Source organism: Pseudomonas putida (assembly GCF_026625125.1).
GTDB lineage: Bacteria > Pseudomonadota > Gammaproteobacteria > Pseudomonadales > Pseudomonadaceae > Aquipseudomonas > Aquipseudomonas putida_X.
The window spans coordinates 1,081,591-1,095,172 of record NZ_CP113097.1 but is presented as its reverse complement, the minus strand read 5'-3'; the positions used below and the strand labels follow the sequence as shown (position 1 = coordinate 1,095,172).

Sequence of the window (13,582 nt, the reverse complement as noted above, 5' to 3'; positions counted from 1 at the left end):
TTGGAGTATCTGCCATGTGGCAAAGCTATCTGAACGGCATGCTGGTGGCCCTCGGCCTGATCATGGCCATCGGCGCCCAGAACGCCTTCGTCCTGGCGCAGAGCCTGCGCCGTGAGCATCACCTGCCGGTGGCAGCACTGTGCATCGTCTGTGACGCTCTGCTGGTCGCCGCCGGGGTATTCGGCCTGGCGACGGTGCTGGCACACAATCCGATGCTGTTGGCGGTCGCACGCTGGGGTGGCGCGGTGTTCCTGCTCTGGTACGGCGCCAAAGCGCTGCGTAGCGCCTGTTCCAAGCAGAGCCTGCAGCATCAGCAAGGCCAAGGCATGCGTTCGCGGCGTGCGGTGCTGCTCAGCGCCTTGGCCGTGACCCTGCTGAACCCGCATGTGTACCTGGACACGGTGTTGCTGATCGGCTCGCTGGGCGCCCAGCAGACCGTACCAGGCGCGTATGTGGCAGGCGCCGCCAGCGCTTCGCTGCTGTGGTTCTCGACCCTGGCGATCGGTGCTGCATGGCTGGCGCCCTGGCTGGCCCGCCCGGCGACCTGGCGGATGCTCGACCTGATGGTGGCGGTGATGATGTTCGCCGTGGCGGCGCAACTGGTCTTTTCTTGAGCTGCAAGCTGCAAGCTGCAAGCTGCAAGCTGCAAGCTGCAAGACTGTACGCGGTCCGCTTCTACTTGCAGCTTGAAGCTTGAAGCTTGCAGCTCTCCTGCCCCGGGGCGCCACCCGTCGGCGGCGGGCAACCGCTCTGGAACCTCTATTCCCTATCTTTGTTGCGTGGTTATGCGCCGGGGCTGGTGCTATGATCCAGCCCTTGCGTCGCAAAGAGTACAAACTCGCCGACGCACATAGGGCCGCCCGTGATCGGCCTTGCGCAAACCGCGAACTAGACCTGAATCAGGAGATCCACCATGGCTTTTGAATTGCCGCCGCTGCCGTACGCCCACGATGCCCTGCAGCCGCACATCTCCAAGGAAACCCTGGAGTATCACCACGACAAGCACCACAACACCTACGTCGTGAACCTGAACAACCTGGTCCCAGGCACCGAATTCGAAGGCAAGACCCTGGAAGAGATCGTCAAGAGCTCTTCGGGCGGCATCTTCAACAACGCCGCTCAAGTCTGGAACCACACCTTCTACTGGAACTGCCTGTCGCCAAACGGCGGCGGCCAGCCTACCGGTGCATTGGCTGAAGCCATCAACGCCGCATTCGGTTCCTTCGACAAGTTCAAGGAAGAGTTCACCAAGACTTCCGTTGGCACCTTCGGCTCCGGCTGGGGCTGGCTGGTCAAGAAAGCCGACGGCTCCCTGGCCCTGGCCAGCACCATCGGTGCCGGCTGCCCGCTGACCAGCGGCGACACCCCGCTGCTGACCTGCGACGTCTGGGAACACGCCTACTACATCGATTACCGCAACCTGCGTCCCAAGTACGTCGAGGCATTCTGGAACCTGGTCAACTGGGCCTTCGTTGCCGAACAATTCGAAGGCAAGACCTTCAAGGCCTGATTGCCAGCGCCTTGACCAAGAAACCCGGCCATGCGCCGGGTTTTTTTATGGCCGGTGCCGGCATCCCAGCCTGCCCATCAACAGTTTTCCCAGCGGCTCTTGCTCACCCCGCATAGCGCGCTAACATCAAACGTCTGGAAGTTCGCAACAGCGCACTCAAGTTGCAGGGTCAGGCAACCGATACACTGCTAAGGGCAGCCCACCGGCCGATAGTGTATTGCCAAGGTTAATGGCAAAATGATGCCATTGCATGGATTAAGGAAACCCCATTGAAGCTGGAATTGCGGAACAGCTTATCGGTCAAGTTGCTCAGGGTCGTGCTCCTTTCGGCGCTGGCGGTCGGTGTCGTTCTTAGCTGCGCGCAGATCGTGTATGACACCTACAAGACCCGTCAGACCGTCGACAACGACGCCCATCGCATCCTCGACATGTTCCGTGACCCGTCGACCCAGGCGGTCTACAGCCTCGACCGGGAAATGGGCATGCAGGTCATGGAAGGCCTCTTCCAAGACAATTCCGTGCGCCAGGCTTCCATCGGCCACCCCAATGAAACCATGCTCGCCGAAAAGTCCCGCCCGCTGCAGGACTCGCCAGTCCGCTGGTTGACCGACCTGCTGCTTGGCCAGGAACGCACCTACACCACGCAATTGGTCGGCCGCGGCCCCTACAGCGAGTACTACGGTGACCTGAGCATCACCCTGGACACTGCCGCCTACGGTGAAGGCTTCCTGCTCAACGCCATCATCATCTTCATTTCCGGCGTGCTGCGCGCCCTGGCCATGGGCCTGGTGCTGTACCTGGTCTACCACTGGCTGCTGACCAAGCCGCTGTCGAAGATCATCGAGCACCTCACCCAGATCAACCCTGACCGCCCCAGCCAGCATCAGATTCCGCTGCTCAAAGGCCATGAAAAAAACGAACTGGGCATCTGGGTCAATACAGCCAACCAGCTGCTGGCCTCGATCGAGCGCAATACCCATCTGCGCCACGAAGCCGAAAACAGCCTGCAACGCATGGCCCAATACGACTTCCTGACCGGGCTGCCGAACCGCCAGCAACTCCAGGCACAGCTCGACAAGATCCTTACAGACGGCTCCCGCCTGCAGCATCGCGTTGCCGTACTGTGCGTAGGCCTGGACGACTTCAAAGGCATAAATGAGCAGTTCACTTATCAGGTCGGCGACCAATTGCTGCTCGCCCTGGCTGACCGCCTGCGCGCCCACAGTGGCCGCCTGGGGGCGCTGGCGCGCCTGGGTGGCGACCAGTTCGCCCTGGTGCAGGCCAATATCGAACAGCCCTACGAGGCAGCAGAACTGGCGCAGAGCATCCTCGATGACCTGGAGGCGCCATTCGACCTGGACCACCAGCAGATTCGCCTGCGCGCCACCATCGGCATCACCCTGTTCCCTGAAGACGGCGACAGCACCGAGAAGCTGCTGCAAAAGGCCGAGCAGACCATGACGTTGGCCAAGGCCCGCTCGCGCAACCGCTACCAGTTCTACATCGCCAGCGTCGACAGCGAGATGCGCCGGCGCCGTGAATTGGAAAAAGACCTGCGCGAGGCGTTGTCGCGCAACCAGTTGTTCCTTGTTTACCAACCGCAGATCAGCTACCGCGACCACCGCGTGGTCGGCGTCGAAGCCTTGCTGCGCTGGCAGCACCCTGAACTGGGCATGGTCCCGCCGGACCAATTCATCCCGCTGGCCGAACAGAACGGCAACATCATCGCCATCGGCGAGTGGGTACTCGACCAGGCCTGCAGGCAACTGCGTGAATGGCACGACCTGGGCTTCAGCGAACTGCGCATGGCAGTCAACCTGTCCACCGTGCAACTGCATCACAGCGAACTTCCACGCGTGGTCAACAATCTGCTGCAGGCTTACCGCCTGCCACCGCGCAGCCTGGAGCTGGAAGTGACCGAAACCGGCCTGATGGAAGACATCAGCACCGCCGCCCAGCATCTGCTCAGCCTGCGCCGCTCCGGTGCGTTGATCGCGATTGACGACTTCGGCACCGGTTACTCGTCGCTCAGCTATCTCAAGTCGCTGCCACTGGACAAGATCAAGATCGACAAGAGCTTCGTCCAGGACCTGCTCGACGACGATGACGATGCCACCATCGTTCGGGCAATCATCCAGTTGGGCAAAAGCCTGGGCATGCAGGTGATCGCCGAGGGCGTGGAGACGTCCGAGCAGGAAGCCTACATCATCGCCCAAGGCTGCCATGAAGGTCAGGGCTATCACTACAGCAAGCCACTGTCAGCACGCGAGCTGACCAGTTTCCTGCGCCAGGCCCAGCGCAATCAGGTTTCTGCGTTATAACCCCTGCCCCTGCTGGCTCCAGCGCGTTGCCGGCATTTGCCTAATTGCGCCACCACCCCTTTACAGCAAATGCAAATCTTTCGCATGATGTTGTCGTTTTACGTGCCACGGCGCACTGTCCAACCACACGACGCAGGGAAACCAACAATGATTCGTAAGCCTCTGGCCACCGCCAGTCTGCTGGCCATCGCCATCGCTCTCGCCGGTTGCGGTGAAAGCAAGGACGAGAAGGCCGCCGCCCCGCAAGCTGCGGCACCTGCTGCTGCCAGCACCGCCGCCGCGGCACCGGCTGCTGTCGACGAAGCGGCCGGCAAGGCCGTGGTCAAGCATTACACCGAGATGGTCTACGCCGTTTACAGCGACTCGCTGAGCACCGCCAAGTCCCTGCAGACCGCCATCGATGCCTTCCTCGCCAAGCCCAACGACGACACCCTCAAAGCGGCCAAAGAAGCCTGGGCTGCAGCACGCGTACCGTACCTGCAGAGCGAAGCCTTCCGCTTCGGCAACACCATCATCGACGACTGGGAAGGCCAGGTGAACGCCTGGCCGCTTGACGAAGGCCTGATCGACTACGTCGACACGAGCTACGAACATGCGCTGGGCAACCCGGCTGCAAGCGCCAACATCATCGCCAATACCGAGATCCAGGTCGGCGAGGAGAAGGTCGATGTCAAGGACATCACCCCTGAGAAGCTGGCCAGCCTGAACGAACTGGGCGGCTCCGAAGCCAACGTCGCCACGGGCTACCACGCCATCGAATTCCTGCTCTGGGGCCAGGACCTCAACGGCACCGGCCCGGGCGCAGGCAACCGCCCTGCTTCCGACTACCTCGAAGGTGAAGGCGCCACCGGTGGCCACAACGAGCGTCGCCGCGCCTACCTGAAGGCGGTCACCGAGCTGCTGGTCAAGGACCTCGAAGAAATGGTCGGCAACTGGGCGCCGAACGTCGCCGACAACTACCGCGCCACGCTGGAAGCCGAGCCTGCCACCGACGGCCTGCGCAAGATGCTGTTCGGCATGGGCAGCCTGTCGCTGGGCGAACTGGCGGGCGAGCGCATGAAGGTCTCGCTGGAAGCCAACTCGCCGGAAGACGAGCAGGACTGTTTCAGTGACAACACCCACTACTCGCACTTCTACGACGCCAAGGGCATCCGCAATGTCTACCTGGGCGAGTACACCCGCACCGACGGCACCAAGCTGTCCGGCCCAAGCCTGTCATCGCTCGTGGCCAAGGCCGACCCGGCCGCCGACGCTACCCTCAAGGCCGACCTGGAAGCGACCGAAGCCAAGCTTCAGGTCATCGTCGACCACGCGCTCAAAGGCGAGCACTACGACCAATTGATCGCTGCCGACAATGCTGCCGGCAACCAGGTCGTGCGTGACGCCATCGCCTCGCTGGTCAAGCAAACCGGTGCGATCGAGCAGGCTGCGGGCAAGCTGGGCATTGCCAACCTGAACCCGGACACTGCCGATCACGAATTCTGATTCGGCATTGCCAGGCAACTTGGCGCGGCCTTCTGGCTAATACCAGTCATTGAGCGTTATCAGGGCTGCCAGGCAGCCCCTTCACCGGCAAGCCAGCTCCAACGGCGACCACGCAGTGCTTGAATGCTGCGCGGTAACTGCGGGGCCTGGCTTGCCGGCGATGGCGCCGACGAAAATGACAGCTGTTTCATCCAGCAATTGCAAATTCCTCTTATTCAAAGAACCTCAGCCTGCTAAGCTTGCACGCCGGTTTTTTGCCCACGCCCAGGATTTTGCATGTCCTTGTCGCTGTCCCGACTCTCCCCTTTGCTGCTGGCCCTCGCCCTTGCCGCCTGTGATGACGCCCCGCGTTTCACCCAGGCAGAGCCAGGCGAAGCGCTGTCAGGCGGCCAGGCGACTGTCCAGCGCAACGACCGCAATGCTTTTTCCCTGCCCTCGGCCAACCTGTCGCCCGAGCGGCGCCTGGACTTTGCCGTAGGCAACAGTTTCTTCCGCAACCCCTGGGTGATCGCCCCGTCTACCACCACTGCACGCGACGGCCTGGGGCCACTGTTCAACACCAACGCCTGCCAGAACTGCCACGTACGCGATGGCCGTGGCCATCCGCCAGAGCCGGGCGACAGCAACGCGGTGTCGATGCTCGTGCGCCTGTCGATCCCCGACCAGCCTTACCTGGCAAAAGAAATCGAGCGTCTGGGCGTGGTTCCAGAGCCGGTCTATGGCACCCAGTTGCAGGACATGGCCAACCCAGGCGTGGCCCCGGAAGGCAAGGTGCGCGTGACTTACGACCATCAGACGGTCACCTTCAGGGACGGCCACCAGGTCGAACTGCGTCGTCCTACCCTGCACATCACCCAGCTCGGCTATGGGCCGATGCACCCTGACACCCGGTTCTCGGCCCGCGTGGCACCGCCCATGATCGGCCTGGGGCTGCTCGAAGCCATCCCGCAAGCTCAGATTCTGGCCAACGAAGACCCCGACGATCGCAACCGCGACGGTATTCGCGGCCGGGCCAACCGGGTATGGGACGACGCCCTGGGCAAGACGGTGGTCGGCCGCTTTGGCTGGAAGGCCGGGCAGCCGAACGTCAACCAGCAGAACGTGCACGCCTTCGCGGGTGACATGGGTTTGACCAGCACCCTGCAGCCCCGGGACGACTGTACCCCGGCGCAGCGCGATTGCCTTGCAGCACCCAATGGCGACGGCGCCGACGGTGAAAAGGAAGTCAGCGACAACATCCTGCGCCTGGTCACCTTCTACACCCGCAACCTGGGCGTGCCAGCCCGGCGCGACGTCGGCGCCCCGCAAGTGCTGGCCGGCAAGAACCTGTTCTACCAGGCCGGCTGCCAGGGTTGCCACACCCCGCAGTTCACCACGGCCGCCGACGCCAGCGAACCAGAGCTGGCCGGGCAAGTGATCCGCCCCTACAGCGACCTGCTGCTGCACGACATGGGCCCGGGCCTTGCCGACGACCGCACCGAATTTACCGCCAACGGCCAAGACTGGCGGACCCCACCGCTGTGGGGCATCGGCCTCAGCCCAGTGGTCAGTGGCCACACCCAGTACCTGCATGACGGCCGCGCCCGCAACCTGCTCGAGGCCGTGCTCTGGCACGGCGGCGAAGCGCAGGCCGCACGCGATCATGTGTTGACCTTCAATGCCGAGCAGCGCGCTGCGTTGCTGGCTTTCCTGAACTCACTTTAAAAGCGCAAGGAGCCGGGCATGTTCCGACCCAAACTGTTGTTCACCAGCCTCGCCGCACTCGCTCTGGGCGCCTGCTCGCCGCAGGACCCGCAGGCCGTGGCTTCGGCCGCTATCGCCAAGCAGGTGATCCTGCCGACCTACAGCCGCTGGGTCGAAGCCGATCGCCAGCTGGCCGCCAGTGCCTTGGCCTACTGCGAAGGCAAAGAAAGCCTGGACAGCGCTCGCGCGGACTTCCTCAACGCGCAAAAAGCCTGGGCCGAGTTGCAGCCGCTGCTGGTCGGCCCGCTGGCCGAGGGCAACCGCGCCTGGCAGGTGCAGTTCTGGCCCGACAAGAAGAACCTGGTCGGTCGCCAGGTCGAGCAGTTGGTCAATGGCGACAAGCCGATCGACGCCCAGACCCTGGGCAAGTCCAGCGTCGTGGTCCGCGGCCTGTCGGCCTACGAATACATCCTGTTCGACAGCAAGCCGGATGTCGCCACCGCCGAACAGAAAGCCCGCTACTGCCCGCTGCTGGTCGCCATCGGTGAGCACCAGAAGGCCTTGGCCGAAGAGATCCTCAAAGGCTGGAACAGCACCGACGGCATGCTCTCGCAAATGACCAAGTTCCCCAACCAGCGCTATGCCGACTCGCACGAGGCGATCGCCGACCTGCTGCGTGCACAGGTGACTGCGCTGGATACCCTGAAGAAGAAGCTCGGTGCACCGATGGGTCGCCAGAGCAAAGGCATTGCGCAACCCCTGCAGGCCGAAGCCTGGCGCAGCCACGCCTCGCTCAAAAGCCTGGAAGCCAGCCTCAAGGCCGCTCAGGCAGTCTGGGTCGGGGTCGACAACCAGGGCCTGCGCAGCTTGCTGGGCAGCGACCAGAAAGCCCTGGCGCAAAAGATCGACGACGCTTACGCTACTTCGCTCAAACTGCTGGCCGACAACCAGAAACCCCTGGGCGAGTTGCTGGCAGACGACGATGGCATGCAACGCCTCAACCAGATCTACGACAGCCTCAACGTCGTTCACCGCCTGCACGAAGGCGAACTGGCCAAGGCGTTGAACATCCAGCTGGGCTTCAATGCCAACGACGGTGACTGATCATGCTGCGACGCCAGGCACTCAAAATCGGTAGCGTTCTACTCAGCGCCCTGACCTTGGGGGGCTGGAGCCTGATGCGCAACAAAGGCAGCGATCCTTTGCTGCTGTCGGCGCGTGACGATGGCGACGGCAAGCACTATGCCGTCGGGTTCCGCCTGGACGGTACCCAGGTGTTCAGCACCCAGGTGGCCCAGCGTTGCCATGCCATCATCAACCATCCGCAACTGCCCATTGCCCTGTTCGTCGCGCGCCGCCCCGGCACCGAAAGCTACCTGATCGACCTGCGCGACGGGCGCTTGTTGCAGACCGTCTCGTCGCGCCCTGACCGGCACTTCTACGGCCACGCCGTGATTCATGAAAGCGGCGAATGGCTGTACGCCACCGAGAATGACACGACCGACCCCGGGCGTGGCCTGCTGGGCGTGTACCGTTTCGAAGGTGAACGCCTGGTCCATACCGGCGAGATCCCCACCCACGGCATCGGCCCGCATGAAGTGGCATGGCTGCCAGATGGCGAGACGCTGATCGTGGCCAATGGCGGGATTCGTACCGAGGCCGAAAGCCGGGTCGAGATGAACCTCAACGCAATGGAGCCAAGCCTGGTATTGATGCAGCGCGACGGCACCTTGCTGAGCAAGGAAACGCTGGCTCAGCAAATGAACAGCGTGCGCCATCTGGCAGTGGGCAGTGATGGCACCATCGCCGCCTGCCAGCAGTTCATGGGCGATGCCGATGAAACCGCCGAGTTGCTGGCCATCAAGCGCCCGGGCGAGCCGTTCAAGGCGTTCCCGGTACCCGAGCAGCAGTTGCAAGCCATGGCCCAGTACACGGCCAGCGTAGCGATCCACAGCGACCTGCGCCTGGTGGCGCTGACGGCGCCGCGGGCCAACCGCCTGTTCGTCTGGGACCTGGACAGTGGCGCGGTCAGGCTGGATGCGCCGATGCCGGACTGTGCCGGGGTCGGGGCGGTGAAGGATGGTTTCGTCGTGACTTCCGGGCAGGGACGTTGCCGGTACTATGATTGCCGCAAGCAGGAACCGATCGGCCAGCCGATGGATTTGCCCTCCGGGTTCTGGGACAACCACCTGCACCTGGCCTGATTCACCCAGGTTCGCGCGGCCCCGTCAGGCGCGGGGTCGCAAACCATTTCCCCGTCACTCAAAAAACAGTCAATACTTCTCCCATCCGCACGTGGGCAGGACTGCCCGTTGTCGTGTCAAAACCAATAACAACCTCGCATCCAAGGAAACGGACTTATGCTGCGCCGCCGCATGCTCATCATGTTGGCCGTCGTTCTGCTGATCGTGCTGGCCCTGGGGGGCTACAAGGCCTTCTCGATCTACCAGCAGATCCAGATGTTCACTGCCCCCAAGCCCCCCATCACCGTGGCGGCGGCCATGGCCGAGCAGCGCCAGTGGCAGCAGCGCCTGCCCGCCGTGGGCAGCCTCAAGGCCCTGCAGGGAGTCGAGCTGAGCCTTGAGGTGGAAGGCATCGTCCAATCCTTGCATTTCGACTCCGGCCAGAAGGTCAAGGCTGGGCAACTGCTGCTCAAGCTCAATGACGATCAGGAGACCGCACTGCTGGGCACCGCCCAGGCGGACCTGGGCCTGGCCAAAGTGGACTTCGGCCGCGGCAGCCAGCTGGTGGGCGATTCAGCCATCTCTCGGGGCGAATATGATCGCCTCACCGCCCAGTACCGGCGCAACCAGGCGGTGGTCGACCAGCTTAAGGCCTCGAAAACCAAGAAGAGCATCAGTGCCCCGTTCAGCGGCACGATCGGCATCCGCCAGGTGGATGTCGGTGACTACCTGGCGGCTGGTTCTGTGATCGCTACCCTGCAGGACCTTTCCAGCCTGTACGTCGACTTCAACGTACCGGAGCAGGCACTGCCCCAACTGAGCCTGGGCCAGCAGGTACAGGTGCAGGTGGCCGCCTACCCTGGCCAGACCTTCTCTGCCAGCCTCAGCGCCATCAACCCCAAGGTCGATGAGAGCACGCGCAACCTGCTGGTGCGCGCGACCATGGCCAACCCGGATGGCAAGCTGCTGCCGGGCATGTTCGCCAACCTGCTGGTGCTCCTGCCTGACCCGCGCCCACAGATCGTGGTACCGGAAAGCGCCATTACCTACACGCTGTATGGCAATTCCGTGTATGTCGTCGCGCCCAAGAAAGACAAGGACGGTAACCCCGAGCGCGACGACAGCGGCCAGCCGCGGCTCAGCGCCGAACAACGCAGTGTGCAGACCGGCGAGCGGCGCGACGGCGTGGTGGTGATCAGCAAAGGGCTCGCCGCTGGCGAACAGGTGGTCACCGCCGGGCAGCTCAAACTGAGCCCTGGCGCGGCCATCCGTATCGGCCAGGACGCAGCCCTCGATCCCGAACAAGGCGCCCCGCGCGCGGACTGACCAGGAGGCAGGCATGGCGTTCACCGACCCGTTCATCCGCCGCCCGGTGCTGGCCAGCGTGGTCAGCCTGCTGATCCTGCTGTTGGGTTTTCAGGCTTGGAACACGCTGCAGATCCGCCAGTACCCGCAAATGGAAAATGCCCTGATCACGGTGACCACGGCCTACCCCGGCGCCAACGCAGAGACCATTCAGGGCTACATCACCCAGCCGCTGCAGCAGAGCCTGGCCAGCGCCGAGGGCATCGACTACATGACCTCGGTGAGCCGGCAGAACTTCTCGATCATCTCCATCTATGCGCGTATCGGTGCCGACAGCGACCGCCTGTTCACCGAGTTGCTGGCCAAGGCCAACGAAGTGCGCAACCAGTTGCCGCAAGACGCAGAAGACCCGGTACTGAGCAAAGAAGCCGCAGATGCCTCGGCCCTGATGTACATCAGCTTCTACAGCAAGGAAATGAGCAACCCGCAGATCACCGACTACCTGTCACGGGTCATCCAGCCGAAACTTGCAACCTTGCCGGGCATGGCCGAGGCCGAAATCCTCGGCAACCAGGTGTTCGCCATGCGCATCTGGATCGACCCGGTCAAGCTGGCAGCCTTCGGCCTTGCCGCCACTGACGTGACCAGCGCCGTACGCCGCTACAACTTTCTCGCCGCCGCGGGTGAGGTGAAGGGCGAATACGTGGTCACCAGCATCAACGCCAACACCGAACTGAAGTCGGCCGAGGCTTTCGCCGCATTGCCGCTCAAGACCTCAGGTGACAGCCGGGTCTTGCTCGGTGATGTGGCACGGGTGGAGATGGGAGCGGAAAATTACGACACGGTCAGCTCGTTCGATGGCACGCCTTCGGTGTACATCGGCATCAAGGCCACCCCGGCCGCCAACCCGCTGGAGGTGATCAAGGAAGTACGCCGCATCATGCCGGAGCTGGAAAGCCAGCTGCCGTCCACGCTCAAGGGGTCGATTGCCTATGACGCCACGCTGTTCATCCAGGCCTCGATCGACGAAGTGGTCAAGACCCTTGGCGAAGCGGTGCTGATCGTCATCGTGGTGGTATTTTTGTTCCTCGGCGCACTGCGCTCGGTACTGATCCCGGTGGTGACCATCCCACTGTCGATGATCGGGGTGCTGTTCTTCATGCAGATGATGGGCTATTCGCTCAACCTGCTGACCCTGCTGGCAATGGTATTGGCCATCGGCCTGGTGGTGGACGATGCCATCGTCGTGGTGGAAAACATCCACCGGCACATGGAGGAAGGCAAGTCACCGCTGGACGCCGCGCTGGAGGGCGCGCGGGAAATCGCCATGCCAGTGGTGTCGATGACCATCACCCTGGCCGCAGTGTATGCACCGATCGGCTTCCTGACCGGGCTCACCGGTGCCTTGTTCAAGGAGTTCGCCCTGACCCTGGCTGGGGCGGTGATCATCTCCGGTGTCGTCGCCCTGACCCTGTCGCCGATGATGTGTGCCTTGCTGCTGCGTCGGGAACAGGATGCCAGCGGCCTGGCCCATCGCCTTGACGTGCTGTTCGAGCGCATCAAGGGCCGTTATCAGCGCCTGCTGCACACCACGCTGGACAGCCGCCCGGTGGTGCTGGTGTTCGCAGTGATCATCCTGTGCCTGATCCCGGTGCTGCTCAAGTTCACCCAGAACGAACTGGCACCGAACGAGGATCAGGGGGTGATCTTCATGATCAGTAGCTCGCCACAACCGGCCAACCTCGACTACCTCAATGCCTACACCGGCCAGTTCACCCCACTGTTCAAAGCCTTCCCCGAATACTACTCGTCGTTCCAGATCAACGGCTTCAACGGTGTGCAGAGCGGCATCGGTGGTTTTCTGCTCAAGCCCTGGAACGAGCGCGAGCGCACGCAGATGGAGTTGCTGCCCCTGGTACAGGCCAAACTCGACGACATCAGCGGCCTGCAGATCTTTGGTTTCAACCTGCCGTCACTGCCTGGGACCGGCGAGGGCCTGCCGTTCCAGTTCGTCATCAATACCGCTGGCGATTACCAGACGCTGCTGGAGGTCGCTCAACGGATCAAGGAACGCGCCCAGGCATCGGGCAAATTTGCCTTCCTCGACATCGACCTGGCGTTCGACAAGCCCGAGGTGGTAGTCGACATCGACCGTGCCAAGGCTGCGCAGATGGGGGTATCCATGGACGTCCTTGGTGGCACGTTGGCGACCTTGCTGGGCGAGGGGGAAATCAACCGGTTCACCCTCGAAGGCCGCAGCTATAAAGTCATCGCCCAGGTCGAACGCCCTTACCGCGACAATCCCGGCTGGCTCAACAACTACTACGTCAAGAACGACCAGGGCCAGCTGCTGCCACTGTCGACCCTGATCACCCTGAGTGACCGGGCGCGTCCGCGCCAGCTCAACCAGTTCCAGCAATTGAATTCGGCGATCATCCAGGGCGTGCCGTTGGTCAGCATCGGCGAAGCCTTGCAGACGGTACGGGACATTGCTGCCGAGCAGGCGCCGGAAGGGTTCTCCTTCGACTATGCAGGTGCGGCACGCCAGTACATACAGGAAGGCAGCGCGCTGTGGGTGACCTTCGGCCTGGCCCTGGCGATCATCTTCCTGGTGCTGGCGGCGCAGTTCGAAAGCTTCCGCGACCCACTGGTGATTCTGGTGACGGTACCGCTGTCGATCTGCGGGGCGCTGTTGCCGCTGTTCCTGGGCATCTCCAGCATGAACATCTACACCCAGGTCGGCCTGGTGACACTGATCGGCCTGATCAGCAAGCACGGTATCCTGATCGTCGAATTCGCCAACCAGTTGCGCGAGGAAAAGGGCCTGAGCGCAAGGGAGGCGATCGAGGAAGCTGCGGCCATTCGCTTACGCCCGGTGCTGATGACCACCGCCGCGATGGTATTTGGCATGGTGCCGCTGATTCTGGCGACAGGCGCCGGGGCCGTGAGCCGCTTTGACATTGGCACTGTGATTGCGACGGGGATGTCGATCGGGACGTTGTTTACCCTGTTCGTGCTGCCGGCTATCTACACCCTGCTGGCGCACAAGTCTGCGGCCAAACAACCTGTGGTCGCCTGATCGGGGCAACGCAGAA

Annotated in this window: 9 protein-coding genes; all 9 read left to right on the top strand. The window is 62.9% G+C overall.

Features of this window, described 5'->3' with window-relative positions; translation table 11 throughout:
* The first annotated feature begins 14 nt into the window (after window positions 1–14).
* Window positions 15–614, top strand: coding sequence for a LysE/ArgO family amino acid transporter (locus OSW16_RS05040; protein ID WP_267821206.1), 600 nt, complete (start codon window positions 15–17; stop codon window positions 612–614).
* A 299-nt stretch (window positions 615–913) separates the two neighbouring features.
* Window positions 914–1,510 (top strand): superoxide dismutase, encoded by a 597-nt coding sequence (locus OSW16_RS05035; RefSeq protein ID WP_012312902.1) that lies wholly within the window; start codon window positions 914–916, stop codon window positions 1,508–1,510.
* A gap of 269 nt (window positions 1,511–1,779) precedes the next feature.
* Window positions 1,780–3,831: a putative bifunctional diguanylate cyclase/phosphodiesterase gene (locus OSW16_RS05030; RefSeq protein WP_267821204.1), complete on the top strand. Its 2,052-nt coding sequence runs from the start codon at window positions 1,780–1,782 to the stop codon at window positions 3,829–3,831.
* Window positions 3,832–3,978: 147 nt separating this feature from the next.
* Window positions 3,979–5,316, top strand: coding sequence for an imelysin family protein (locus OSW16_RS05025; RefSeq protein ID WP_267821202.1), 1,338 nt, complete (start codon window positions 3,979–3,981; stop codon window positions 5,314–5,316).
* Between the two features lie 276 nt (window positions 5,317–5,592).
* The gene (locus tag OSW16_RS05020; protein ID WP_267821200.1) at window positions 5,593–7,020 is read left to right on the top strand and encodes a di-heme oxidoredictase family protein; all 1,428 of its coding nucleotides are present in this window, start codon (window positions 5,593–5,595) and stop codon (window positions 7,018–7,020) included.
* Between the two features lie 18 nt (window positions 7,021–7,038).
* On the top strand, window positions 7,039–8,103 hold the full coding sequence (locus OSW16_RS05015) for an imelysin family protein (protein WP_241804747.1): 1,065 nt from the start codon (window positions 7,039–7,041) through the stop codon (window positions 8,101–8,103).
* Between the two features lie 2 nt (window positions 8,104–8,105).
* Entirely contained in the window at window positions 8,106–9,203 is a 1,098-nt protein-coding gene (locus OSW16_RS05010; protein ID WP_267821199.1) for a DUF1513 domain-containing protein, read from the top strand.
* 156 nt (window positions 9,204–9,359) lie between these two features.
* Complete coding sequence (locus OSW16_RS05005) at window positions 9,360–10,508, top strand: efflux RND transporter periplasmic adaptor subunit (RefSeq protein WP_267821197.1); 1,149 nt, start codon at window positions 9,360–9,362, stop codon at window positions 10,506–10,508.
* A 13-nt stretch (window positions 10,509–10,521) separates the two neighbouring features.
* On the top strand, window positions 10,522–13,566 hold the full coding sequence (locus OSW16_RS05000) for a multidrug efflux RND transporter permease subunit (RefSeq protein ID WP_267821195.1): 3,045 nt from the start codon (window positions 10,522–10,524) through the stop codon (window positions 13,564–13,566).
* Window positions 13,567–13,582: the final 16 nt, after the last annotated feature.